A 25,031-nucleotide genomic window follows, 5' to 3' on the forward strand; every position below is an offset into this window, starting at 1 on the left:
TTTTACGTTAATTTACATTTTTTTCAAACGGCTTAGTCAGCGGTGACCGTTAGTCTGATTGATCGTCAAAACTTTCAAATTCAATCCCCATCGCCGTCATTAATGCCTTGGCTTCTGCGGGGATGTCGTCGGGTTTGTCCTTGCGCAAATCTTCATCGGTGGGCAAAGGTTGGCCGGTATAGGCGTGCAAAAAGGCTTCACACAGCAATTCACTGTTGGTGGCGTGGCGCAAATTATTAATTTGGCGACGCGTTCTTTCATCGGTCAAAATCTTAAGTACCTTAAGAGGAATGGATACTGTAATTTTTTTCACTTGCTCATTTTTTTTGCCATGCTCTGCATAAGGGCTTAAGTAATCGCCATTCCACTTTGCCATTGCACACCTTTACCTTTTTTATAAAATTTTGATTTAATTTACCTTTTTGTGGTTATGGCACAAAGGCTGGCCAAGCTGACCCCCGCGACGATAACCAAAAGGTACGGTTTTGGTGATTTTAGCGGGATTTACTGCCATAAGCAAAGACATATAGACGTCTAGAAGTGTTGACGTCCCGTGTTTCAGTCAGTAAAGTGAGCTCAATCACCATTGAACGCTTGATGAAGTGCCTACCTTTGAGATAGCGTAGAATTCATTCATCGCGAGCAGAATGTTAAGGAATACACAGATGAGCCAGCGCAAACCCACCACGATTGCTGTACGTACCGGCATCGAGTCCGATAGCCAATATCACGCCGTTGTACCACCGATTTACTTGTCGACCAACTATGGTTTTCCCGCGTTTGGGGAAGTGCCTAAATACGACTATACCCGCTCTGGCAACCCGAACCGAGGCCTGTTAGAGCAAACCTTATACGAGCTAGAAGAAGGGGCGGGGGCGGTGGTGACCAACTGCGGCACATCGGCACTCAACTTGTGGGTATCGGCGTTTATCGGTCCTGAAGATACCATTATTGCCCCTCACGATTGCTATGGTGGGACGTATCGTTTGTTCAACACCCGTGCGCAAAAAGGCGATTTTAACGTCGAGTTTGTCGATCAAACCGATCAACAAGCGATGGCACAAGCCTTGGCCAAAAAACCGAAACTCATTTTGCTCGAAACCCCGTCTAACCCCTTAGTGCGCGTGGTTGACATCGCCGCGATTTGTCAACAAGCCAAAGCGGTTGGCGCTTTAGTGGCGGTGGATAACACCTTCTTGAGCCCCGTCTTTCAAAAGCCATTGACCTTAGGGGCGGATTTTGTCATTCACTCCACCACCAAGTATTTAAACGGCCACTCCGATGTGATCGGCGGCGTGGTGATTTCAGCGCAGCAAGAGCACGCTGAACAACTGGCGTGGTGGGGCAATTGCATCGGGGCGACCGGAACGCCATTTGACAGCTATTTAACCCTGCGAGGCCTGCGAACTCTGGGCGTGAGAATGAAAGCGCACGAAAGTGGCGCGCAGCAAATTCTCGCTTATTTACAGCGCCAGGACTTGGTCAAAGTCGTGTATCACCCCAGTTTGCCAGAGCACCCAGGCCACGAGATTGCCAAAGCGCAACAGAGCGGCTTTGGCTGTATGTTGAGCTTTGAATTCAACGGCGAATTTGAACAGCTCAAGCGCTTTGTCACCTCACTCAAGCTATTTTCCTTGGCGGAATCGCTCGGCGGGGTCGAGAGCTTGATCTGCCACCCTGCCTCGATGACGCACCGCGCCATGGGCGAAGAAGCTTTAGCACAAGCCGGGGTATCACAAATGTTGTTACGCCTTTCTGTCGGGTTGGAAGACCCACAAGATCTGATTGACGATCTCGAGCAAGCCTTTGGCCAAGCCCAGGAAGGACAAGCATGATCCCGGCGCGTCAATTACACAAATTTGGCGGCAGCAGTTTAGCCGACCCGGAGTGTTTTCAACGCGTGGTTAAACTGTTGGCGGACTATTCACAAGCCGGGGATCTGATCGTGGTCTCCGCCGCGGGGAAAACCACCAACCACTTAATTGGCTTTTTACAAGGCCTAGAAAGCGACGGCCGGTTAGCGCACGAAGCGTTATTAGCGATACGCCAATGGCATACCGAGTTGATCGAACACCTGCTGAGCGGCGATGTGGCGCAAACATTATTGGCGCTGTTGTATCAAGACCTTGAGGTGTTAGAGCGTTATCAAGCCCCGCTGAGTGCGGCGCAAAAGGCCCATGCTCAAGGCTTTGGCGAAGTGTGGTCTGCGCGTTTGTTGTCGGCGTTGCTTAGCGAAGCCAACTTGCCGGCGGCCATGCTTGACTCCCGGGCGTTCTTGCGCGCTGAGCGCAGTGCCCAGCCCGAGGTTCAACAGGCCCTTTCTCAACCGCTTCTCAACACCTTGCTCGACGGTTATGACGACGAACGCATTGTGATCACGGGCTTTATGGCGCAAAACCAGCAAGGGGAAACCGTGCTGCTTGGCCGCAATGGCTCCGATTATTCTGCCACTGTGATTGGCGCGATGTGCGAGGCACACACGGTCACTATCTGGAGTGATGTGGCCGGGGTATACAGCGCTGACCCACGCATTGTTGATGATGCCTGTCTACTGCCCTTGTTGCGCCTAGACGAAGCCAGTGAACTGGCGCGTTTGGCGGCTCCGGTGTTACACAGCCGCACGTTACAACCGGTGGCGCAAAGTGCGATGGATCTCAATTTGCGCTGCAGTTACCAGGCCGAAGCCGGCTCAACGCGCATTGAGCGAGTATTGGCCTCGGGACGCGGAGCGAAAATAGTCTCTTCCCTTGACGATGTGTGGATCATTCAGCTGCGCTTTGCCAATCGCGACAGCAGTGTCGACCCCGATGTGGCCTTAAAGCCACTGCGCCGTGCGCAACTTGAGCCATTGACCTACGAATGGCAAGCCGATCAGCAATGCCTGCGCTTGGCCTACACGCCAGAAATTGCCGTTGGGGCGATGAGTGTACTGCAAGAAAATGCCGTTGAAGCGGAAATCAAGCTCAAAGAAGGCTTTTCACTCGTCGCGGCCGTCGGGGCAGGGGTCACCAAAAACCCGTATCACAGTCACGCGTTTTTTCAGCAATTGAAACACGCGCCGGTGGAGTTTATCAGCGAGTCAGAATCGGCGCTGAGCTTGGTGGCGGTACTGAGAAAAACCCCGGTGTCTCAGTTAGTGATCGGCTTGCATCGCCACTTGTTTTCGGCCCACAAACGCGTGGCGATCGCCTTGTGTGGCAAAGGTAATATCGGTTCGAGTTGGCTGTCGCTGTTTGCCGAGCAGCAGGGCGAACTCAATAAGCGTTACGGGATTGATTTTGAATTGGTGATGATCGCCGACAGTCAGCGTTACTGGTTTGATGCCAAAGGGTTGGACTCGAGTTCAGCCATCGCGGAGTTCTCGCAACACGCGGTATCGCATCAGCAAGGCGACTGGGTGTCACAGCTGGGCAGTTTGTCGGAGTACGACGAAGCTGTGGTCATTGATGTCACGGCCAGCCAAGCCTTGTCGGAACGCTATGTCGAGTTTGCCGAGCAGGGGTTACACCTCATCTCGGCCAATAAAGTCGCCGGCTCGGCTTGCAGTGAAGACTACTACCGAGTGCAAGATGCGTTCGAGAAAATTGGCCGTCATTGGTTTTACAACGCCACGGTGGGCGCGGGATTGCCGATTAACCACACGGTGCGTGATCTCAAAGAAAGCGGCGATCAACTCATTGGCCTGTCGGGGATTTTTTCCGGTACTTTATCTTGGTTGTTTCAGCAGTTTGACGGCAGTGTACCGTTTAGCGAATTGGTCGATCTGGCTTGGCAACAAGGTTTGACCGAGCCTGATCCTCGTCACGATCTCGACGGCTCGGATGTGATGCGCAAACTGGTGATCTTAGCTCGCGAAGCCGGGATGGCCATCGAACCCGAGCAAGTCAAAGTCGAATCTTTAGTGCCTGACGCGCTCAATCACGTCTCTGTCGATGCGTTTTTTGATCATCCCGAAGCGCTAAACGCGTTACTTGAAGAGAAGCTCGAACAAGCCAAGCGCGATGACTGCGTATTGCGCTATGTGGCGCGGCTCAACAAAGACGGCCAAGCCACCGTCGGCGTCGAAGCTTTGGCAAGTGACGATCCTCTGGCTAACTTGTTGCCTTGTGATAATATTTTTGCCATTGAAAGCCAGTGGTATAAAGACAACCCGCTGGTGATTCGCGGGCCTGGCGCGGGCCGCTTAGTCACTGCCGGGGCGATTCAGTCTGATCTCAATCGCTTGGCGAGTTTGCTGTAATTCTCTCAGTCAAGAAAGCGAATCAAAAAATGGCCCATCACCAAAAAGTGATATGGGCCATTTTTTATAAGAGGGGTAAGAGGCATCACCTACGGCGTGACCTCTCCTCGTGGCTAGATGAGCAAATCGCGCACCTTAGCAGACAGAGACTCCGACACCACCACGGTGGCCAAAATGACAAGGATGATCAAGGTGACCTGCGGCCAGGCGAGCACGTTTAACGACGATGACAAGAACAAGCCAATCCCACCAGCACCGACTAAGCCCAAAATGGTCGACTCGCGAATATTGATGTCCCAACGGAAAATCGCAATGCTGAAAAAAGCCGGTAAAATCTGCGGAATGATGGCGTAATCGATAACCTGAAAACGCGAGGCACCGGTGGCCTGAATCGCTTCGACGCTGGTGGTGTTGATTTCTTCGATGCTTTCATAGAGCAATTTGGCGACAAAACCAATCGAGCGCAAGGCAATGGCAATCACACCGGCCAAAATACCCGGCCCTAAAATCGCCACCAACAACAAGGCCCAAATCAAGGAGTTGATCGAACGAGACGCGGCGATAATAAACAGCGCAATCGGGCGAACAAACAGCAGTGACGGGGTGGTATTACGCGCGGCCAAAAACGCCACGGGAAACGCCAATATCACGCCGAGTAAGGTGCCTAATGTGGCAATGTTTAACGTGTCCCAAAGCGCCTGGTAAAGCTGGTGGATATAAGGCCATGCCGGCGGGAACATGCGATCAATCAAATCAGAAGCTTGCTGCGGCGCATCGTAAATAAAGTACCAAATGGTCTCTTCATTCATCACCACCCAGCAATAACTGGTCAGTAACATTAGGGCGAACCAGCCTCCCCAAACCAGCCAAGTGTGGCGAGAAGTTCGCCCCTGCCAGATCTTGTGTTGTGCTTCAAAGCGGTTGTCTAACTGACCCATTTTCTAATCCATCCCGATAGGTATTCACACGCCATAACAATGAGTATGATCAAAAGTAAAATTGCGCCAGCGGAGTCGTACTCATAGCGGTCAATGGCGGTATTTAACGTGGCGCCGATGCCGCCTGCGCCGACAATGCCAATCACGGCCGATTCGCGAAAGTTGATGTCAAAGCGATAGAAGGACAAGCCGATCATACGCGGCATCACCTGCGGCCAAATTGCCATATGGAAACACTGAAGCCACGAAGCTCCTGTGGCGCGGATGGCTTCGAGCTGCTTTTTGTCGATGCCTTCAATTTCTTCGGCCAGCAACTTACCCAAAAAACCAATGGTGGCGTAAGTGAGGGTTAAAAAGCCGGCAAACGCGCCAAAGCCAAACAGGGCGACCAAAAAGATGGCGACGATCACTTCCTGCATCGAGCGAGACACGGCGATAAAAGCGCGACAAAAAAGATAGATTGGTCGGGTCGAAATATTGCGAGCGGCGCCCAATCCAAACGGAATCGACAGCAAGATACCGGCCACTGTTGAGGTGACGGTCATGGTCAAGCTTTCTAAAATTCCCGCGTAAATATCGGTAGCGCGTCGGCTAAAGTCGGGGTACAAAAAGCCTTGTAAGAACCGCGAACCGCGCTCCATTCCCTCGTAGACTCGCGCCCAGTTGACCTCGATACTGCTCAGCCCGACAATCAAGTAGAGAGCAAAGAGTGCCCACAGCGCCAATCGCCAGCGCTTGTCTGGGACCAAATAATGAGGACGTTGCCAAGTACGCATCAGACCCTTACCTCTTCTGGTTTCGCCGTGGTATCAAGTGTCGAGACGTTGGGGGCGGCAGAAGGCGTGTTCTCTTGCTCTGTGTCCTCTTGCTCGGTGGCATCGTTTTTAACCCCATGCCAATTTTCATCGCCGTAGATGCGGCTTAACACGTCTTCTGTCAACGCATTTGGCGCGCCGTCAAAGACAATCTCGCCGCCTTGTAAACCGATAATGCGATCCATAAATTGCATCGCCAGAGGCACATCGTGGATATTAATGATTGCAGGCAAGCCTTTTTCGCGACACAAAGATTGGATTAAACGCATGATTTGGCGTGAGGTTTTGGGATCGAGACTCGCGGTCGGCTCATCGACCAGCAATAACTGAGGATCTTGAGCCAAGGCGCGGGCGATCCCAACGCGCTGACGCTGGCCGCCAGAAAGCTCATCGGCGCGTTTGTTGGCATGGTCAATCAAACCGACGCGGTCTAAATATTCAAACGCATTGTCAATGTCTTGTTGTGGGTAACGGCGCAAGAAAGAACGCCAAAAAGGCAAGTATCCCAAACGGCCAGACAAGACGTTCTCCATCACGCTCAGTCTTTCTACTAGGGCATACTCTTGGAAAATCATGCCAATGTGACGACGCTGAGCGCGAATTTGTTGGCTGTTGAGCGAGGCTAAATCGGCACCATTGAGCACGATACTGCCTTCACTGGGGTCAATTAAACGGTTAATACAGCGAATGAGTGTCGACTTGCCGGCGCCACTTGGACCAATAAGGCCGACAATCTCGCCTTGTTGTACTTCAACGTTGATGTTTTTCAGTACCCAAGGGCCGGTTTTGTAGCGCTTCTTGAGATTGGTGATGTTTAACACGGGGAAAATCCTAACAGTGATGGTGTGAATGAGTGATCAATCAAATGGTTTTCCGCAACCGTTTTACCGTTAGCGACGTAGGTGGCAAAAGCAAAGAGTGACAGCCCAAGATTGGGAATGGCAAAGCCGCCAATACGGTGTTGCATGATGTCAACAGGACGATGGGAGTGAACGCATTTGATATCAGAGGTGAGACGCGTGCCTCACCTCTGAAAGTCTCACCGGGCCACAATACGCGATTGAGCCCGGTTAGGCCTTATTTACAGGTGTACGAGACACCGTTGGCGGCATCGATTTTGCGAATGACAGCCCATTGTTCTTTAAAGGTAATGGGTAAAAACTGACCTTCTTTCTTGAACTCTTGCTGTAATTTGCTGCCTTCCCAGTTAAAGGTAAAGAAGGCTTGTTTGATCTTCTCTTGCAACTCAGGCTTGAGGTTGTAAGCCACGCCGTAGCCGGTGGTTGGGAAGGTTTGTGATTTGTAAATTGACTGAACTTGGTCAGCTTTGATCACGTCACGTGCCACCATGCGGTGAATGACCGAGTTGGCCACCGCGGCGGCTGGGTAATCTTTATTGGCCACGCCGAGAATCGAGTTGTCGTGTTTGCCGGAAAACGCCGCTTCAAAATCACGACCTGGGACCAAGTCAAAATCGGCTTTTAAAATGGCCGAAGGAGCTTTAAAACCCGAGTTTGAGGTTTGCGACGTAAAGGCGAGCTTCTTGCCTTTGAGGTCTGCTGGGGTATTAATGCCAGAGCCTGGGTAGGTGATGATTTCCATTTCGTAACCAAACGAGCCGTCTTTTGCCGCCATCATGGTGAAGGGTCTAAAGCCAGCACAAGCGACCGCTAATGGGTTAGAGCCGGTATTAAAGCCTGCCACGTGTAGGCGACCGGCACGCATGGCCTCGATTTGTGCCGCGTTAGATTGCACAGGGAAAAATTTCACTTTTTTACCGGTGACCTCTTCCATGTGAGCAAGAAACTCAGACCAGACATCAGCATACACTGCTGGGTCTTCTACTGGCGTGTAGGCGAAAATTAAGGTGCTTGGGTCGATGAGTTTATCTTCATCGGTCGGAATATCAGCGACCATGTCGTGGTCGTTGTCTTGGTAGCGGCTGTCGAGTTGGAATGTTTCCGCTTGCGCCATATTCATTGATAAAAGTGAAGAGGCAACCAAAGTTGCGACGATAGATAAACCTTTCATGGATCATGCTCCCTAATAAATGTTGGCCCATTTATAGCAGTGGAAAATGACAAAAAAGTGACCAATTGAAGTGACTTTTATGACACTGAATGAATGTGGCAGCAGAATCTAGCCAGAGCAGAACAAAAAAAACCTGAATGGCAAACCCCATTCAGGTTAAAGGCTCTGCGTCCGATGACAGCCCCAGGTTGGGGTTCTGAGGCTGTTAGGGGCGCTTTGTTTGTCGCTGAGGTGTCAAGAAATCTTAAAGAAACTCAAATCGTGTTTTTGTTTCTCGGCCAGTTTAGATAAAGCATTGGACGCTTGCAGCGTCTCTTCGACCCCGGCGACGTTTTGTTGGACCAAATCAAACGCCATGGTGGTGTTTTTCGAAATGTCTTCCGTAACACTAAATTGCTCAGTGGAGGCGGTAGCCACTAAGGTGTTGATCTCAGAAATCGAATCTACCGCATGAGCGATGTTTTCAAACGAGGCTTTAACCTTGTCGGCCAATTCCACCGACTGAGCAATTAAATCGACGCTTTCGGTCATGTTTGATTGCGCTTTGTTCGATTGCGATTGCAGCTTTTCGATAATTTGCTGAATGCTGACGGTCGATTCTAAGGTCTTGGACGCGAGGCTGCGCACTTCATCGGCGACCACCGCAAAGCCACGGCCGTGCTCACCGGCGCGAGCGGCTTCAATGGCGGCGTTCAAGGCCAATAAGTTGGTTTGTTCTGAAATCGAGTTGATGACTTCCGTCACCGAATCAATCTCGATGGAGAACTGACGCAATTCATCGACAATTACGGCATTGTCGGTAACAGAGCGATTGATGCTGTCCGTCAACTGAATATTTTGCTCTAGGGTTAACTGTCCCTCTTGAACACTGTCTAGGGCGGTGCGCGCTTCGTGTTCCGCCATGGTGGCTTTTTCACTGACTTCTTGCGAGGTCGACGACAGCTCGTTAATGGCGGTGGAAATTTGCTCCATCTGCGAAAATTCGGCTTGGGCATTGTCTTTGCTCTGGCTCATGATCACATTGAGTTGCTCTGAGGCCGACGACACGCTTTCCGACAGGGTATGGCTATTGGAAATCAGGGATTTGAGTTCTTTGGTCAACAAAATTAGCGAGTGATAAATCCCCGTTTCTTTACCGGTTTCAACCAAATCGATCCGAAAGTCGCCGCTGGCCATGGTGCGCATGATTTTCTCTATCTCTTCAGGTGTGCCGCCGACCGGTTTGAGCACCTGACGCTGGACAATCAAAAGCAGTGCCCCAATCGCGATCAATAAACTGACCACCCCGAGCAGCAGGCTGATTTTGAGCTGTTGATTGGCCCCTTGATTGATGTAACTGTTTTTGACGAAAGTCACAAATTGCCAGTTGTTGATCGGCACTGGGCTCCAAAACGAGGTGAAGGCAATGGATTGGCCTTCTACCTCGGCTTGGTAGCTCATCTCTGGCTGTTGGGCATTAAAGTCGCGATACTTAGGCCGCAACTCATATATGTTTTTGCCGAGGTAGTCTTCATAGGGCGCGATCAGCACGGTGCCTTGATGAGTAAACAAGAACAAATCGTCGCGGATCACCAACTCCGTCAGCAGGGAATCGAGATAGATAGACGTTAACGAGGCCACGTTATCGTTGAGCTTATACGTCATAACGATAATTTGTTTGCCGGTGATGGCCGATTCAAAAGGTTCGGAAACGGCAAAGGTTTCACCGCGTTCAAACAAGGCGCGATAATAATCATCACCGTTGTCTTTGAGGTTAAAGTCCATTTTGATCCCGGCGCTGTTATAGAGTTCGCCGCGCTTATTCATCACAAAGGCATCCTCGATAAACCCTGCCTGGATCTTTTTTAACAGCTCCAGTTGACTGACGGCATAACCGGATAAGCTGTCGCCTTCAATGTCGGCGGTCGTAATGTTCACCCCAGCGAGCATGCTGCGAAAAGCCGAAAAACGCTCTTGCATCGAGTTTTGAATATTGGCGTTTTTTTCTTTGAGTAAACTTTTGTTTAACTCCGCGCTCTCTTGTTGAAAACTGAAAAAATTTAAAGCGATTAAGGCGGTAATAATGGCGGCGATCAAAGCGCCAATCGCCAGGGATATTCTCAGGGTAAATTTGTTCATCCGTTGCGTCCGTCGTCAGGGGGGTAGTTAAAAGCCGAGTGAGTATTTATTTTATCATTAGGATAAATGCGTTATCGGCAATTGATAATTAATATGTAGTATTAATTGTCTGACTTGTCGAGTTTTAGCGGCCAGGCGATGAAATACGGCGCTAGGGGGAAGGCCTTGGTGCTGCCCATGAGTGGAATATGACAAGTCCTTGATGGTGTGACTTATTTTGCCATGGCATAGAGAGAGTTTAGCAGGGCTGTCTTGCCATCAGATTGCGCTTAACGAATAAGTTGAAATAAAGTTATATGATAGATGAATAAAATTCACCCACAAACCGTTGACTTTAGCATCAATAGCACAGATTATTTAGACATATAGACGGCTAAAATGACGATTGGCGTCACACTAACGAGTATCTGGCGCACGAGTAGGGGTTTTTATGGCATACACACACGCAGGGCATATTGACGCGCTCAACCAAAATATTGCTGAGCTTTCTGGTGATATCAACGTTTCTTTTGAGTTTTTTCCGCCCAGCTCGGAAAAAATGGAACAAACGCTGTGGCAGTCGGTGCACCGTTTAAAAACGCTCAACCCCAAATTTGTCTCCGTTACCTATGGCGCCAACTCCGGTGAGCGCGAACGCACCCACTCGATCATCAAAGCGATTAAAGCGCAAACCGGTTTGGTTTCAGCCCCTCACCTCACTTGCATCGATGCCAGCCGTCAAGAGCTTATCGACATTGCCAACGATTACTGGCAAAACGGCATTGAAAGCATCGTCGCCTTGCGTGGTGATATTCCCGCCGGTGGGGGCGTGCCAGAGATGTATGCCTCGGATTTGGTGGCCTTGTTAAAGTCACAACACGACTTTGATATTTCGGTAGCCGCTTTCCCCGAAGTGCACCCCGAGGCGAAAAGTGCCCAAGCCGACTTATTAAATTTAAAGCGCAAGGTGGAAGCGGGGGCGAACCGTGCCATTACTCAGTTCTTTTTTGATGTGGAAAGCTATTTGCGTTTTCGCGATCGCTGTGTGGCAGCGGGGATTGAGGTTGAAATTGTGCCGGGGATCTTGCCGGTGTCGAACTTTAAACAAGCGGCGCGATTTGCCGCGCAAAATCACGTCAAAGTCCCTCGATGGATGGCACGCCAGTTCGAAGGCTTGGATGACGATCCCTTGACCAGGCAATTGGTCGGTGCCAGCCAAGCGATCGATTTGATCCGGATTTTGAGCCGAGAAGGGGTGAAAGATTTTCACTTTTACACTCTCAATCGCGCCGAAATGACCTACGCTCTGTGCCATACCTTAGGGGTAAGGCCACAAGGGTAATTGGGTTTTCGTACGCTCTTATCATCAAAAAAAGCTTGCCAATTGGCAAGCTTTTTTTGATGATGGGTATGAGAAGAAGGCGCGATTAAGCGGCCATCAATTCCAGTTCGTTGACCACTTCTTGAGCCCACTCTAACCACGCTTTGCGCAGCAGTAAATTGCGTCTTAAGGTCAAGCGCTCAAGTCTCGCCTGTTTGTCGAGAATGTGCTGATTTGGGTAGTACGCCGATTCTACTTCTTCAGCATGAGCAATAAACTTAGCGGTTTCTTCAATCTGATCACGCATCAAGGTGACGAAAGGCGCCGCCGTCTGTACAGAACACGCCATTAGTTTGGCACAAAACTCATCGCGAGTGGTCGGGTGTTGCGTGCTGTTATCAAACCAATCGCGCAGGGCTTCACGGCCTTGTTCTGTGATGGAGTAGATCTTTTTGTCTGGTTTGCCTTCTTGCGGTTCTAATACACAAGTAACGAGGCCTTTGTCGGCCATTTTGTTCAATTCGCGGTAGACTTGCTGGTGGCTCGCTTTCCAAAAGAAGCCAATGCTTGATGAGAATTCTTTTGTGATGTCGTAGCCGGTGGCATCTTTTGTACTAAGTACGGTCAAAATAACGTGTGGTAATGACATGTCTTCATCCAAATGGTTAATAAACAGTAAACAAATTACTCAAAGCCATGTGAACTCTTAGTGGTTCGTTATTTTTTCTTTGAGTAACACACCAAATCATCGTTAGAGTCATTGGGGTATGTCACCTTAAAAGCCGTTTATCACCTAGGAAAGCCGGTTGTTAACGCCTGTCATCGCGCCGCAACCCGCTTGTTTCACCGGCTGTAGTTATTGTATTGCTGCTCGGTGAATATGTTGATTATAACGAAATTATAAGCACAAAGTGGAATATTGAATGTTCAAAGGTTAAAAAAAGTGAGTAACACTATATTGATTATGATTGGTAGTGTTATGTTTCGAAGATTTCGATTTTAAATTGCTTTATTAGAATTTATGACTGTGGTTTTTTTGACGCTTTTTATTGATAATTGTATTTTTAGTGTGATCTGCATCATGTTTAACATGAAAAATCAGCACCCTTGACAAGCAAAGGTGCTGATCATTATGCGCCGTTGGGCGGTTTTTTTCGCTCAGGTTCAGTCTAAAGGCGCTTAACCTGTGTTTCTCATCCCGGCCGCGATACCAGCAATGGTCACCATCAAGGCTTCTTCAAGCTCTGGGCTTGGCTCATCGAGTTGACGAGTTCGATACAAAAGCTCGGCTTGCAGCATATTCAACGGCTCGACGTAAATATTGCGCAAGCGAATCGACTCTAAGCCCCATGGATCGCTTTGCATCAAGTTTTCGTTGTTTTCGACATTGAGTACCGACTTGATATCGCGCTGTAATTGCTCGCGCAAACGCTCGCCGAGCGGGCGGAGCTTTTCATCGACGAGGCGCTGATCGTAGTAACGAGAAATGTCGATATTACACTTGGAGTACACCATTTCCAGCATGCCAAGACGAGTGGAGAAGAACGGCCATTCACGGCACATGGTTTCCAATAGGCTTTGGTGGCCGGTATCGACTGAGTGTTGGATCGCTTCACCTGCACCGAGCCAAGCGGGCAAGACTAAGCGGTTTTGACTCCAAGAGAAAATCCAAGGAATCGCGCGCAGGCTCTCGACACCGCCGTTGGGGTTGCGTTTCGACGGGCGCGAGCCAAGCGGCAATTTACCGAGCTCCAACTCCGGCGTGGCTTGTCTAAAGTAAGGCACAAAGTCAGGCTCTCCGCGCACCACTTTGCGGTAAGCCTCACAAGAGAGCTCTGATAATACATCCATCAGATCACGCCACTCTTGTTTTGGCTCTGGAGGCGGCAATAAGTTGGCTTCTAGAATGGCACTGGCATAGAGGTTAAAGCTGTTGACCGCCACTTCCGGCAAACCGAGTTTAAAGCGGATCATCTCACCTTGTTCGGTCACGCGCAGGCCGCCTTGTAAGCTTTTTGGCGGTTGTGACAACAAGGCCGCATGCGCCGGTGCACCACCGCGACCTACGGTACCGCCGCGGCCGTGGAACAAGGTCAGTTCAATGCCCTCTTGCTCGGCGACATTGACCAAGGCTTCCATCGCTCGGTATTGCGCCCAACCGGCCGCCATGCCGCCGGCGTCCTTGGCCGAGTCTGAGTAGCCGATCATGACCATTTGGTGATTTTGAATAAAGCCGCGGTACAAATCGATGCCCATGAGCTGACGCATTACCGATTCGGCGTTGTTTAAATCTTCTAAGGTTTCAAACAGCGGGCACACATCCATGCGGTAAGGACAGCCAGATTCTTGCATCAACAAATGAACGGCGAGAATATCAGAGGCCTTACGCGCCATGGAAATGACGTAGGCACCAAAGGCTTCGCGCGGTTGAGAGGCAACAACGCGACAGGTATCAAGCACTTCTTTAACCGGCTCAGATGGTTGCCAGTTTCTCGGCAGCAGAGGGCGTTTGGAGCTCAGCTCAGCGGTTAAAAACGCCACTTTGTCTTGCTCGCTCCATTGATCGTAATCGCCAAGGCCAAGGTAGCGAGTGAGTTCAGATAAGACGTCCGAGTGGCGGGTGCTTTCTTGACGAATATCGTGGCGCACCAGATAGACCCCAAACGCTTTAACTCGGCGCAACGTATCGAGTAACGAACCGTCGGCAATGATGCCCATACCGCATTCGTGCAGGGATTGGTACATGGTGTACAAAGGCTGCCAAAGCTGGTCAATGTTGCGCAGCGGCGCCTTGGTGATCATCTCTTCACCGTTTAATTTGGCCTCGAGAATGGCGTTGTTTTTTAGCAACAATTCACGCAATTGCTTTAAAATGGCGCGATAAGGTTCGTGCGCTTCTTGGCCGGCGATGTCGCGTACCGCTTGGTTGCATTTCACCATCGACAATTCGCTGATCAGCTCATTGATGTCATTGAGATACAGATCGGCGGCCTTCCAGCGAGACAGCAAGAGCACTTCACGGGTTACTTGATGAGTGACAAACGGGTTGCCGTCGCGGTCGCCGCCCATCCAAGAGGTGAAGTGCACAGGTCGCGCATCGATCGGCAGCCCTTCGCCCAAGTAGTCGACAAGGCGTTCATCGAGTTGGCGTAAAAAGTCAGGTACCGCTTCCCACAAGGAGTTTTCCACTACGGCAAAGCCGGATTTGGCTTCGTCAAGCGGGGTGGGGCGCTGCTGGCGGAAGGTGTCAGAATGCCAGCTTTGGGCCAACAATTGCTCCAGGCGGCGTTTGACGTTTTGGCGTTCCTTGTCAGAGAGTTCCGCGATGTCCAATTGCGAGAGGCAGTCGTTGATCTTGACCAATTTATTGATCATGGTACGACGAGTAATTTCGGTGGGGTGCGCGGTCAACACCAATTCAATGTTCAAGTCGCGAATGGCATCGGCGGTCTTTAGCTTACTCACATCCTTTTGAGTGAGCTTGTCGAACAGTTCATTAAGGGTATCGGTATCGAGCAGTTGACTGTCGCCGTGGCGAGATAACGTGTGGTGTTGCTCAGCGATGTTGGTCAAATTCAAAAATTGGTTAAAAGCGCGAGCAATCGGCGTGAGCTCTTCATCGGGTAAATTTTTGATCGCTTCAATCAATTGATCGTTGGCGTCTTTACTGCCTTTTAACGCGGCTTTTGACAGTTGGCGTAAGTATTCCACTTTCTCCAGCATGGCATCGCCGTGAGCTTGTTTGATGGTGTTGCCGAGCAGGCGGCCCAACATACTCACATTGCTTTTGAGTGCGGCATAGTTCTCGTTCATGTTCTCATCCTATCTCGTAAATTAATTACGTCATTATTCCTTTTATGCCCATTTATCTAGCCAAATAATTTGCACTGAGTCAAATAAAGCTGAACCCTATTCTTATTTTCTGGCAATTAAGCTAAAAATCGTCTACCAAAATCTCACTTTTTATGTTGTTTTTTGAAAATTATTTACACTTTGCTCATTGTTTGCCCACCGCTTGGGCCGGGTATCGGGGCCGTTGGTCTCGAGCGCCGCACGCTGGTTTTTGTGGCAAAAGGTCGATGGCGGCAGTCGCTGTCGATTACGGCAAAGGGCAATGGCGAAGCGGAGAGTTGCGACGCGCAATGCCCTCGCCTTAGCATCGCAAGCGACAGTAAGGCGGCGGACACGACGCGGTAAAACGGGGTCTTTACGATTTGATGCTCTCGACATCCGCTGCAAGCTTAAAAGCAGTATTGACGCATCGCTTGTTTTAGGCGGTCAATGGTCGGGTCGATAAAGTCAAAGCTCAAGTACTCATCGGGTTGATGGGCTTGATCGATGGAACCTGGTCCCATCACTAACGTGGGACACACCTCTTGTAAGTAAGGCGCTTCGGTGCAGTAGTTGACGGTTTCTGTGGCTTGTCCGCACAAGTGTTCCATACTTTGAATGAACGGGGAGTCATGCGGGCACTCGTAACCGGGGATCGAATCGTGCAACGGCGTAATGGCAATGCGCCCGGGCCATTTTTGTTGCACTTCTTTCAGGCCTTCGCGCAGCAGATTGTTGAGACCGTCAAGGCTCATGCCTGGCAGTGGGCGAACGTCGTAGTGCAATTCACAGCAGCCGCAGATGCGATTGGCGCTGTCACCGCCGTGGATATGACCCATATTCAAGGTCGGGTAGGGAATTTCAAACCCCGGGTTGTGATAGGTTTTGATCAAGGTATCGCGCAGCTGCATCACGGCAAACAGCACCTCGTGCATGATCTCAATCGCATTGACCCCCATTGCCGGGTTCGACGAGTGCCCCGACTGGCCGGTAATGCGAATGGCATTGGCAACGTGACCTTTGTGGCCGCGCACCGGCACCAAGCTGGTCGGCTCGCCAATAATGCAGTAGTCGGGTTTAAACGGCGCGTCATCGCTAAAGTGTCGCGCCCCGAGCATGGTGGTTTCTTCATCACAGGTGGCCAGGACGTAGAGCGGTTTTTGTTGCCCTTGCCAATCCATTTGTTTGGCCGCCTCATAGACAAAGGCGAACCAGCCTTTCATATCGGCGGTGCCTAAGCCATAAAAGCGGTTATTGGCCTCGGTTAACTTGTGAGGGTCGTAGTTCCAACGGCCTTGATCAAAGGGCACCGTATCACTGTGACCCGATAACAATAAGCCGCCTTCGCCTTGGCCGAGTTTGGCAATGAGATTGTGTTTACCGGGTTCGACTTCAATCGTCTGGGTGTCGAAACCGAGATCTTCAAACCAGGTGGCGAGTTTGGCGATCACGTGTTGATTGCCTTCGTCCCACTTGGGATCGCTGGAGCTGATGGAGGAAGTGGCGATTAAACCACCATAAACATCAATGAAACTAGGTAAATGCATAATTCTTCACTTCGACGGTTGACAGAAACATAACAACAAGGTAAAACACATATTAAATCATTTTTAATGAATAAAAAATCAAAATAAATCGAAATTTAAAAATGATTACTCATTTTGGGCTTAAATACTATACGGGTAACATCTCATGCTAAACACCACGATTATCGGAGCAAGCGGCTACACAGGAGCAGAACTGGCGCTCATGGTGCAAAAACACCCTGAACTCACGCTAACAGGTTTGTACGTTTCCGCCAACAGTGTTGATGCCAATCAACCGATTTCGACCCTGCACGGCAAACTTGCAGGCGTGATCGACATGCCAGTACAGCCGCTAAAAGACGTGGTCAGCGTGGCGAAGCAATGCGATGTGGTCTTCCTGGCTACGGCCCACGAAGTGAGCCACGATTTAGCGCCGGTGTTTTTAGAGCACGGTTGCCAGGTGTTTGATTTATCCGGCGCGTTTCGCGTCAACCAAGATGAGTTCTACCCCAATTACTACGGGTTTGCTCACCAACATCCAAAGTGGTTAGACAATTCGGCTTACGGCTTAGCAGAATGGAACGCAGAAGCGATCAAAAAAGTGCCGTTAGTGGCGGTGGCGGGCTGTTACCCAACGGCGTCGCAATTGGCGATTAAGCCTTTGATCGTCGAGCAGCTTATCGATGACAGTCAATGGCCGGTGATCAATGCCACCAGTGGCGTGACAGGGGCCGGGCGCAAAGCGACGATGAAAAACAGCTTTTGCGAAGTCAGCCTGCAGCCTTACGGCATTTTCACTCACCGTCATCAGCCAGAAATTGCCAGCCATCTCGGTCAAGAGGTGATCTTTACTCCGCACCTTGGCAACTTCAAACGCGGTATCTTGGCGACCGTGACCATGAAACTCAAAGCGGGCGTCAGCGCCGAGCAAGTCGAGGCGGCGTTTGTTAAGGCGTACCAAGACAAACCGGCCGTACGCTTAAAAGGCCAAGGCATCCCGAGTATTCAAGACGTTGAATTTACCCCGTTTTGCGACTTGGGTTGGCAAGTAAAAGGCGAGCACGTGATCGTGGTTTCCGCCATCGACAACTTGCTCAAAGGCGCCAGCAGCCAAGCGATGCAGTGTTTGAACCTGCATTATGGTTTCGACGAACTGACCGCATTGATTTAAGCGAGGACAGACGATGACAACCCAAGCTCCTTTAGTGATCAAACTCGGCGGCGCGGCGATTGCCAGCCCTGAGACCCTTAAAACCTTGTTTCGCACCATCGGCGATTATCAGCGTCAAGCCCAGCGCGGCGTTGTGATTGTTCACGGGGGCGGTTACTTAGTCGATGAACTGATGGACAAACTGTCCTTGCCAACGGTAAAAAAGCAAGGCCTACGCGTCACTCCTTACGAGCACATCGGCTACATTACTGGTGCGTTGGCCGGTACCGCGAATAAAATGATGCAAGGCTATGCGATGGCAACGGGCTTAACCGCGGTTGGCTTGAGCTTGGCCGACGGCAATTTATGTCGCATCACCGAACTCGACCCAGAACTGGGCGCGGTTGGCGCAGCGAGTGCAGGCGATGCCACGGTGCTCAAGGCGATTTTGGCCACTGGCGCGACGCCGATCATCAGCTCGATTGGCATGACCGAGTCTGGCCAGTTGATGAACGTCAATGCCGATCAAGCCGCAGTGGCGGTGGCACAAGCCATTGAGGGCGAATTGGCGCTGCTATCCGATGTCCCTGGGGTCCTCGACGGCGACAAACAGCTTATCGACGAATTGGATCAAGCCAAGGCGCAGCAATTGATCGCCGATGGCGTGATCACCGATGGCATGATCGTCAAAGTCGAAGCGGCACTGCAAGCGGCGCAAGACTTGGGCCGCACCATTGAAGTGGCCTCGTGGCGCTCTCCGGAAAAGCTGTTTGCCCTGTTAGCTGGCCAAGCCATCGGAACCCAATTTAAACCGTAAACACAACAAATTTTACTTGATGACTCGATTGTAAGTGATCAAGTATGAAGAGAATGACCTCAGCGCATCAGGCGCATTATTGATTAGATGGGACACTGTGACCGCCGAGTACAGGTCCAAGTTAGGAGAAAAGCAATGAGCAAAGTTGAAGTAAACAAAGTGGTTGTCGCTTATTCGGGCGGTCTTGATACGTCAGTGATCATTCCGTGGCTTAAAGAGAACTACGATTGTGAAGTCGTGGCGTTTGTCGCCGATGTTGGCCAAGGCGAAGAAGAGCTGGTGGGCATCGAAGACAAAGCCAAAGCTTCGGGCGCTTCAGAGTGCTACGTTGTTGACCTCAAAGAAGAGTTGGTCAAAGACTACATCTACCCAACGCTGAAAACCGGCGCTTACTACGAAGGCAAATACCTACTTGGTACGTCAATGGCTCGTCCTATCATTGCCAAAGCGCAAGTAGAAGTGGCGCGCAAAGTCGGTGCTGATGCCCTGTGTCACGGTTGTACTGGTAAAGGGAACGACCAAGTTCGCTTCGAAGGCGCGTTTGCCGCGCTGGCCCCTGATCTGCACGTGATTGCGCCTTGGCGTGAGTGGGATCTGGTCAGCCGTGAAGAGTGCCTAGATTACCTCGCCGAGCGCAACATCCCGTGCAGCGCGTCTCTGACTAAGATCTACTCACGCGATGCCAACGCTTGGCACATCTCTACCGAAGGCGGCGTACTGGAAGACACTTGGAACGCGCCAAACGAAGATTGCTGGGCGTGGACTGTCGATCCTGAGCAAGCGCCGGATCAAGCAGAATACGTAACCCTAAAAGTAGAACAAGGTGCGGTGGTTGCGGTTGATGGTCAAGAACTCAGCCCATACGAGGCACTGGTTGCGCTTAACGAAAAAGGCGTCAAGCACGGCGTAGGTCGTATCGACATCGTTGAAAACCGTCTAGTGGGCATGAAGTCGCGCGGTTGTTACGAAACCCCAGGAGGCACCATCATGATGGAAGCCTTGCGTGCGGTTGAGCAACTGGTGCTCGACAAAGCGGCGTTTGAGTTCCGCGAAGAATTGGCGGTCAAAGCCTCTCACCTGGTGTACGACGGTCGTTGGTTTACTCCACTGTGCGAATCGATTTTGGCAGCGTCGGAGTCTTTGGCACAAGATGTCAACGGTGAAGTGGTAGTGAAACTCTACAAAGGCCAAGCCGTGGTTACGCAAAAACGTTCAGAAAACAGCTTGTACTCTGAAGAGTTTGCAACCTTTGGTGAAGACGAAGTGTACGACCAAAGCCACGCGGGCGGTTTCATTCGTCTGTACTCGCTCTCTAGCCGCATTCGCGCACTGAACGCAGCAAAGAAAAACAAATAAATCGTTATTAATACAGTCAGTACTAACCAGTAAAGATCGCGATGGCGCGATCTTTACGTTAAAAAGTTTGGTTCACTCGCAGTCGGATTAAATCCGGAACCAAAACGTATTCAGGAGAAAAGCAATGGCATTATGGGGCGGTAGATTTACCCAAGCAGCAGACACGAGATTCAAAGACTTCAACGATTCACTGCGCTTTGATTACCGATTGGCTGAACAAGATATTGTGGGTTCCATTGCTTGGTCTAAAGCACTGCTTTCTGTCGATGTTCTCAGTGTCGATGAACAGCAAAAACTCGAGCTGGCGCTGAATGAATTAAAACTCGAAGTGCTTGAAGATCCGAATAAAATTTTAAAGTCTGACGCCGAAGACATCCACTCTTGGGTCGAGCAACAGCTGATCAACAAAGTCGGTGATTTAGGCAAAAAACTGCACACAGGCCGTTCTCGTAACGACCAAGTCGCGACCGATTTAAAACTCTGGTGTCGCCAACAAGGTCAACAACTGTTACTGACCTTAGATAAATTACAAAGCAAAATGGTCGAGGTGGCCGCTGAGCACCAAGCGACGGTTTTGCCGGGGTATACCCATTTACAACGCGCCCAACCGGTGACATTTGCCCACTGGTGTTTGGCGTACGTTGAAATGCTTGAGCGTGATTACTCGCGTTTGAGTGATGCACTCAATCGTTTAGATACCTGCCCACTTGGCTCTGGCGCCTTGGCGGGCACCGCCTACGAAATTGACCGCGAGCAATTGGCCAGCCACTTGGGCTTTTCTCGCGCTACTCGCAACTCCCTTGACTCGGTCTCCGATCGCGATCACGTGATGGAGCTGATGTCGATTGCGTCGATTTCCATGTTGCACCTATCGCGCATGGCCGAAGATATGATCTTCTACAACTCAGGTGAAGCGGGCTTTATTGAACTGGCCGACACCGTGACCTCTGGCTCGTCACTGATGCCACAGAAAAAGAACCCCGATGCCCTAGAGCTCATCCGCGGGAAAACCGGCCGTGTTTACGGCGCCATGTCAGCGATGATGATGACGGTCAAAGCTTTGCCATTGGCGTACAACAAAGACATGCAAGAAGACAAAGAAGGCTTGTTTGACGCGCTCGACACGTGGCACGACTGTATTGAAATGGCCGGCCTGTGTTTTGAAGGCATCAAAGTCAACGGCGAGCGCACCCTGGAAGCGGCTCAACAAGGTCACGCCAACGCCACGGAACTCGCCGACTACCTAGTTGCGAAAGGCATTCCGTTTAGAGAAGCGCACCACATTGTTGGTGTGGCAGTGGTCGCAGCGATCGAAAAAGGCTGCGCCCTAGAAGACATGTCACTGGCGGAGCTCAAAGTCTTCTCTGACGTCATTGAAGACGATGTCTACCAAATTCTGACCATCGAATCGTGTTTAGAGAAGCGCTCTGCCTTGGGCGGTGTGGCTCCTAAACAAGTCGCTCACGCAGTGGAACAAGCCAAATTGCGCCTTAGTGAGCGCGACGCCGCGCCAGTCAAAGTGCGCGCCGCACGAACCAGTGATGTCGAAGCGCTTGAAGGCCTAGTGAGCTATTTGGCCAACTTGGGCGAAGATCTGCCTAAAACGCGCCAACAACTGTTGTCCGAAATTGATGCCTTTGCCGTTTCCGAGCACCACGGCGAGATCACTGGATTGGCGTCGCTTTACGTCCACGACGGCAAGATGGCGGAAATCAAATCGATTGGCATTGAACCCGGTTGGCAACATCAAGGCAAGGGCACCGCGCTGGTGGCTTATTTGGTCGACCGCGCGCGTCAAATGCAAGTCGATAAAGTGTTTGTCTTAACGCGCAACCCGGAGTTCTTCATCAAGCAACACTTTGTGCCGACCTCTAAGAGCATTCTGGCCAAAACCTTGAATAAGACCAGCGCCGCCGAACTGACTCAATTTGCCTACGACGAAGTGGCCCTGCACATCGATGTGAGCCAATAATCGTCAATGAAGCCGTCATGGCCAATGAACCGGCCATGGCGTTGAACCGATAAGCGCGAAAAAAATAAAAAGATCAGCAGATGATCTTTTTATTTTTAATTCATATTGTTAACGGTTTCGTCAATCAAAAGATCGCTTTTTTGTCGCACGGCAGGGCTTTTTTTTGAACTTCGATTAGAGAGCGTGGTCTATTACTGTACCACTGCTTTTTCTTAGATATTTTCTAAGAAAACCTCAAGCGCTTTACTGGCCTTGAGGTTTTTTTCTGTCTATCGTTTGCCCCGTCATGTACTGGCTCTCTCATTTTTATCGCTACCTAATAGCAATTCAAACCAATTCAATTCAAACCAAGCCTAAGCGCAAAGTCATCCTTAGCGTGTTGAGCGAGGTTTTGCCCCCTTGGCCAAACGCTGATGTTGCCGCGCAATGATCAGCCAGCGCATAATAAGGTGCAGCAAGAGTAAGCCGACACTGGCCAGCCAAGCCATCGCCAACGCAATACCTTGTACGCTGCGAAGGGCCGCGCTTCCCGCGCCTTGAGCGGTTAGCCACCACAAACCGGCACTGAGCAACAAAGAAAAAACTGTCAGTAACAGGATGCACTGGCGACAACGTCCTACTTTGCGCCAAAAAAGCGATTGTTGACAATCTGAGCAGCTCATAGATCTTCCTTCCTTTTTTGTCACCGGCCAGTGATAAGGTGGCGTGTTGATCACTGCCAGGGTGAGTACAGTGACGAACGCCTTTTTTATCGAGTGATGTTAATCCTGTCATCCGTTTATAGTCATCAACGAGGATAAAAACAAGCCCTATTATCGCACGATGAGCGAGGGTCTGAGGCGGGGTGGGGTCGGCTGCCCTTGGTCGCCAATACCTATTGTCGATGAGAAAGAGTCGAAGGGGGGACGAAGGAGGCCATGAGGCGAACAACAAGCGCGAAACGCAAAGCGAACAGGAAAAGAGAGGGATTGGCCGCTGATAAGCCGAGGCGCTCCTAGCCACATACTCTAGTCACATACTCTAGCCACATACCCCCTGCAACATAAAAGCTCCCGAGTCCGAGAGCTCATTGAACTTGCAGGTATACATTAAGACTGAGCGACCTTAACGCGAATTTTACTTTTGTGCTGGCTGGTCAAATTGAGCGCTTGCATCGCCGCTTTTGCCTCTGTCTCATCGGGCATGACCACAAAACCAAAGCCTTTTGAATGCCCGGTTTCATGGTCGCGAACTAAAGTGCACTCGGCCACGGTGCCATAGGCGTTGAACCACTGGCGGATGTCTTGTTCGGTTGAGGTTTTGGCAAGGTTGCGAACTAGTAATTTCATAATTAACTCAGGCAGGAAATGAGGCGGAGATTCTCGCAGGTTGGCGACTAAAAACCAAGCGCTATTTTTACTCCCTTCTCTGGCGAAAGGACGCTAGTGGCTCAACACACAAAAAAAAGCCACACAATGTGATCAAGCATTGTGTGGCAAACAAGGCAAGAAAATAATCAGGCGACTCAAGGGGGGAAGATATCGCCTGATTATTTTATTCCGATCTAATCGAAATTAGACAGGGATAACGCGAAAACATCGATGATCATGGCATGGGTTAATGAGCGAAGTGCAGAACGCTAAAAAACAATTACCATCAAGGACTTAAATCATCTTGTTACAATGGTTAAGCAGCGTGTGACTCAAACACACTGCTTCATCGCCGTTAAACAAACTGTTTAACTGGCGCTATTATTGAAAAAGTTCTTTGATAGTTCTAATCGTTTGGTACTATAGGATTAATAGGTTCTTTCTATACGGTGATTAAAAATGAATATCCGTGATTTTGAGTATTTAGTCGCCTTGGCTGAGCACCGACACTTTCGAAAAGCGGCCGAGGCTTGCTTTGTGAGCCAACCGACACTCAGTGGTCAAATTCGAAAACTGGAAGATCAAATCGGCTCTCCTTTACTTGAGAGAAGCAGTCGTCGGGTGCTGTTTACCGATGCGGGGATGCAGTTAGTTGACCAGGCCAAGCGCATTTTACGCGAAGTGAAAACCTTTCGCGAAATGGCCAATGGTCAAAATGGTGAGATGACCGGGCCCATCAATATTGGCTTTATTCCGACCTTAGGTCCGTACTTGCTGCCGCGTATTTTGCCGCAATTAAAACAAAGCTATCCAGACCTCGAGCTCTTTTTACACGAAGCGCAAACCCAATTGCTGGTCAATCAATTGGCCGAAGGCAAACTCGATTGCTTGGTGCTGGCTTCAGTTGAAGAAAGTTCGGCTTTCAAAGAAATCCCGCTTTATGAAGAACCTTTGTATTTGGCGGTGCCTAAAGATCACGAATGGGCGAATCGCGAACGCATGTCGATGAGTGAACTCAATGGCCGTACTGTGTTGGCGTTGGGCGATGGCCACTGTTTGCGCGATCAAGCCCTCGGCTACTGCTTTGCCGCGGGGGCGCAAGACGACGAGCGCTTTAAAGCCACCAGTTTAGAGACGCTGAGAAACATGGTGGCTGCTGGTGGAGGCATTACCTTGTTACCTCAATTATCAGTCCCAGAAGGGGAAGCCAACAGCGCAGTGCATTACATCAAATACCTAGACCCCGCTCCAGCGCGCAATTTGGTGTTAGTGTATCGCCCTGGCTCACCGCTGCGTCAGCGCTTCGAAAGCCTAGCGGCGCGAATTTCAAGTTTGCTAAAAACCAGTGAATAGCCCTATTGTGACCTGAATAACCGTGTTGTGAACCAAATAGCAGCACGGTGACCACCACGGTCACAGCGCGTTTTGATGACTGGACATCACGACTGGGTATTCCCTAGATGTAATACCAATCTAACTCAATAGCGGGTCACCCTAGCGGGTTAAAAAACTCGACAATGTCGTTAAGAAAATAACTTGTAGAACAACGACTCACTGTTTTGTCTTTATTAGCAAATAGGTATAAGTA

At 50.4% G+C, this 25,031-nt stretch carries 19 protein-coding genes; 8 read left to right on the forward strand and 11 right to left on the reverse strand.

The genetic code is table 11. The annotated features are described in order from the left end of the window. Positions 1-49 precede the first annotated feature (49 nt). Positions 50-376, reverse strand: coding sequence for a met regulon transcriptional regulator MetJ (gene metJ, locus AB0763_RS02105; RefSeq protein ID WP_306102383.1), 327 nt, complete (start codon positions 374-376; stop codon positions 50-52). 289 nt (positions 377-665) lie between these two features. On the opposite strand from metJ, the gene AB0763_RS02110 reads away from it, so the two are divergent. Together AB0763_RS02110 and AB0763_RS02115 are read left to right on the forward strand one after the other, a co-directional pair. Beyond that, positions 666-1,835 carry an O-succinylhomoserine (thiol)-lyase gene (locus tag AB0763_RS02110; RefSeq protein WP_306102382.1) on the forward strand — a complete coding sequence of 390 codons (1,170 nt, stop codon included), beginning with the start codon at positions 666-668 and terminating at the stop codon, positions 1,833-1,835. Next, a complete protein-coding gene (locus AB0763_RS02115) occupies positions 1,832-4,240 on the forward strand; it encodes a bifunctional aspartate kinase/homoserine dehydrogenase II (RefSeq protein WP_306102381.1) in 2,409 nt (802 codons plus the stop codon). Before AB0763_RS02110 ends, AB0763_RS02115 begins: the two co-directional genes overlap by 4 nt. Before the next feature lie 113 nt (positions 4,241-4,353). Here AB0763_RS02115 and phnE (AB0763_RS02120) read toward each other — a convergent pair whose 3' ends face one another. The 5 genes from phnE (AB0763_RS02120) to AB0763_RS02140 all read right to left on the reverse strand — a co-directional run bounded on the left by phnE (AB0763_RS02120) (position 4,354) and on the right by AB0763_RS02140 (position 10,142). Further along, positions 4,354-5,178: a phosphonate ABC transporter, permease protein PhnE gene (gene phnE / locus AB0763_RS02120; protein WP_306102380.1), complete on the reverse strand. Its 825-nt coding sequence runs from the start codon at positions 5,176-5,178 to the stop codon at positions 4,354-4,356. After that, positions 5,166-5,954, reverse strand: a complete 789-nt coding sequence (phnE, locus tag AB0763_RS02125) for a phosphonate ABC transporter, permease protein PhnE (protein ID WP_306102379.1) — start codon at positions 5,952-5,954, stop codon at positions 5,166-5,168. The genes phnE (AB0763_RS02120) and phnE (AB0763_RS02125) overlap by 13 nt, the downstream gene beginning before the upstream one ends. Further along, on the reverse strand, positions 5,954-6,814 hold the full coding sequence (gene phnC, locus AB0763_RS02130) for a phosphonate ABC transporter ATP-binding protein (RefSeq protein WP_306102378.1): 861 nt from the start codon (positions 6,812-6,814) through the stop codon (positions 5,954-5,956). The genes phnE (AB0763_RS02125) and phnC overlap by 1 nt, the downstream gene beginning before the upstream one ends. A 256-nt stretch (positions 6,815-7,070) precedes the next feature. Further along, a complete protein-coding gene (gene phnD, locus AB0763_RS02135; RefSeq protein ID WP_368644026.1) occupies positions 7,071-7,973 on the reverse strand; it encodes a phosphate/phosphite/phosphonate ABC transporter substrate-binding protein in 903 nt (300 codons plus the stop codon). A gap of 285 nt (positions 7,974-8,258) precedes the next feature. Beyond that, complete coding sequence (locus tag AB0763_RS02140) at positions 8,259-10,142, reverse strand: methyl-accepting chemotaxis protein (RefSeq protein ID WP_306102375.1); 1,884 nt, start codon at positions 10,140-10,142, stop codon at positions 8,259-8,261. A gap of 430 nt (positions 10,143-10,572) precedes the next feature. Here AB0763_RS02140 and metF point away from each other — a divergent pair, with 430 nt between their 5' ends. After that, complete coding sequence (gene metF, locus AB0763_RS02145) at positions 10,573-11,463, forward strand: methylenetetrahydrofolate reductase (RefSeq protein WP_306102374.1); 891 nt, start codon at positions 10,573-10,575, stop codon at positions 11,461-11,463. An 85-nt stretch (positions 11,464-11,548) separates the two neighbouring features. Here metF and AB0763_RS02150 read toward each other — a convergent pair whose 3' ends face one another. The 3 genes from AB0763_RS02150 to argE all read right to left on the reverse strand — a co-directional run bounded on the left by AB0763_RS02150 (position 11,549) and on the right by argE (position 16,820). Beyond that, positions 11,549-12,091, reverse strand: a complete 543-nt coding sequence (locus AB0763_RS02150; RefSeq protein WP_306102373.1) for a PadR family transcriptional regulator — start codon at positions 12,089-12,091, stop codon at positions 11,549-11,551. Positions 12,092-12,621: 530 nt separating this feature from the next. Continuing rightward, entirely contained in the window at positions 12,622-15,255 is a 2,634-nt protein-coding gene (ppc, locus tag AB0763_RS02155) for a phosphoenolpyruvate carboxylase (protein WP_306102372.1), read from the reverse strand. 428 nt (positions 15,256-15,683) lie between these two features. Beyond that, positions 15,684-16,820, reverse strand: a complete 1,137-nt coding sequence (gene argE, locus AB0763_RS02160; protein WP_306102371.1) for an acetylornithine deacetylase — start codon at positions 16,818-16,820, stop codon at positions 15,684-15,686. 145 nt (positions 16,821-16,965) lie between these two features. Here argE and argC point away from each other — a divergent pair, with 145 nt between their 5' ends. The 4 genes from argC to argH all read left to right on the forward strand — a co-directional run bounded on the left by argC (position 16,966) and on the right by argH (position 22,094). Further along, positions 16,966-17,970, forward strand: coding sequence for an N-acetyl-gamma-glutamyl-phosphate reductase (gene argC, locus AB0763_RS02165; RefSeq protein ID WP_306102370.1), 1,005 nt, complete (start codon positions 16,966-16,968; stop codon positions 17,968-17,970). A 13-nt stretch (positions 17,971-17,983) separates the two neighbouring features. Further along, entirely contained in the window at positions 17,984-18,766 is a 783-nt protein-coding gene (gene argB / locus AB0763_RS02170) for an acetylglutamate kinase (RefSeq protein ID WP_306102369.1), read from the forward strand. Between the two features lie 135 nt (positions 18,767-18,901). Beyond that, positions 18,902-20,122, forward strand: a complete 1,221-nt coding sequence (locus AB0763_RS02175) for an argininosuccinate synthase (protein WP_306102368.1) — start codon at positions 18,902-18,904, stop codon at positions 20,120-20,122. A 124-nt stretch (positions 20,123-20,246) separates the two neighbouring features. Then, a complete protein-coding gene (argH, locus tag AB0763_RS02180; RefSeq protein WP_306102367.1) occupies positions 20,247-22,094 on the forward strand; it encodes an argininosuccinate lyase in 1,848 nt (615 codons plus the stop codon). Positions 22,095-22,465: 371 nt separating this feature from the next. Here argH and AB0763_RS02185 read toward each other — a convergent pair whose 3' ends face one another. Together AB0763_RS02185 and AB0763_RS02190 are read right to left on the reverse strand one after the other, a co-directional pair. Then, positions 22,466-22,756 (reverse strand): DUF3624 family protein, encoded by a 291-nt coding sequence (locus AB0763_RS02185; RefSeq protein ID WP_306102366.1) that lies wholly within the window; start codon positions 22,754-22,756, stop codon positions 22,466-22,468. A gap of 426 nt (positions 22,757-23,182) precedes the next feature. Continuing rightward, positions 23,183-23,422 carry an RNA-binding protein gene (locus tag AB0763_RS02190; protein ID WP_306102365.1) on the reverse strand — a complete coding sequence of 80 codons (240 nt, stop codon included), beginning with the start codon at positions 23,420-23,422 and terminating at the stop codon, positions 23,183-23,185. A gap of 480 nt (positions 23,423-23,902) precedes the next feature. On the opposite strand from AB0763_RS02190, the gene oxyR reads away from it, so the two are divergent. Beyond that, a complete protein-coding gene (gene oxyR / locus AB0763_RS02195; protein WP_306102364.1) occupies positions 23,903-24,796 on the forward strand; it encodes a DNA-binding transcriptional regulator OxyR in 894 nt (297 codons plus the stop codon). Positions 24,797-25,031 lie beyond the last annotated feature (235 nt).

It is taken from the genome of Vibrio sp. HB236076, from assembly GCF_040957575.1.
Taxonomy (GTDB): Bacteria; Pseudomonadota; Gammaproteobacteria; order Enterobacterales; family Vibrionaceae; genus Vibrio.

Bases quoted from the DNA above. Each gene is read 5' to 3' on its own strand.
- metJ (WP_306102383.1), bottom strand. From the start codon at position 376: ATGGCAAAGTGGAATGGCGATTACTTAAGCCCTTATGCAGAGCATGGC.
- AB0763_RS02110 (WP_306102382.1), top strand. From the start codon at position 666: ATGAGCCAGCGCAAACCCACCACGATTGCTGTACGTACCGGCATCGAG.
- AB0763_RS02115 (WP_306102381.1), top strand. From the start codon at position 1,832: ATGATCCCGGCGCGTCAATTACACAAATTTGGCGGCAGCAGTTTAGCC.
- phnE (WP_306102380.1), bottom strand. From the start codon at position 5,178: ATGGGTCAGTTAGACAACCGCTTTGAAGCACAACACAAGATCTGGCAG.
- phnE (WP_306102379.1), bottom strand. From the start codon at position 5,954: ATGCGTACTTGGCAACGTCCTCATTATTTGGTCCCAGACAAGCGCTGG.
- phnD (WP_368644026.1), bottom strand. From the start codon at position 7,973: ATGAATATGGCGCAAGCGGAAACATTCCAACTCGACAGCCGCTACCAA.
- AB0763_RS02140 (WP_306102375.1), bottom strand. From the start codon at position 10,142: ATGAACAAATTTACCCTGAGAATATCCCTGGCGATTGGCGCTTTGATC.
- metF (WP_306102374.1), top strand. From the start codon at position 10,573: ATGGCATACACACACGCAGGGCATATTGACGCGCTCAACCAAAATATT.
- AB0763_RS02150 (WP_306102373.1), bottom strand. From the start codon at position 12,091: ATGTCATTACCACACGTTATTTTGACCGTACTTAGTACAAAAGATGCC.
- ppc (WP_306102372.1), bottom strand. From the start codon at position 15,255: ATGAACGAGAACTATGCCGCACTCAAAAGCAATGTGAGTATGTTGGGC.
- argE (WP_306102371.1), bottom strand. From the start codon at position 16,820: ATGCATTTACCTAGTTTCATTGATGTTTATGGTGGTTTAATCGCCACT.
- argC (WP_306102370.1), top strand. From the start codon at position 16,966: ATGCTAAACACCACGATTATCGGAGCAAGCGGCTACACAGGAGCAGAA.
- argB (WP_306102369.1), top strand. From the start codon at position 17,984: ATGACAACCCAAGCTCCTTTAGTGATCAAACTCGGCGGCGCGGCGATT.
- AB0763_RS02175 (WP_306102368.1), top strand. From the start codon at position 18,902: ATGAGCAAAGTTGAAGTAAACAAAGTGGTTGTCGCTTATTCGGGCGGT.
- argH (WP_306102367.1), top strand. From the start codon at position 20,247: ATGGCATTATGGGGCGGTAGATTTACCCAAGCAGCAGACACGAGATTC.
- AB0763_RS02185 (WP_306102366.1), bottom strand. From the start codon at position 22,756: ATGAGCTGCTCAGATTGTCAACAATCGCTTTTTTGGCGCAAAGTAGGA.
- AB0763_RS02190 (WP_306102365.1), bottom strand. From the start codon at position 23,422: ATGAAATTACTAGTTCGCAACCTTGCCAAAACCTCAACCGAACAAGAC.
- oxyR (WP_306102364.1), top strand. From the start codon at position 23,903: ATGAATATCCGTGATTTTGAGTATTTAGTCGCCTTGGCTGAGCACCGA.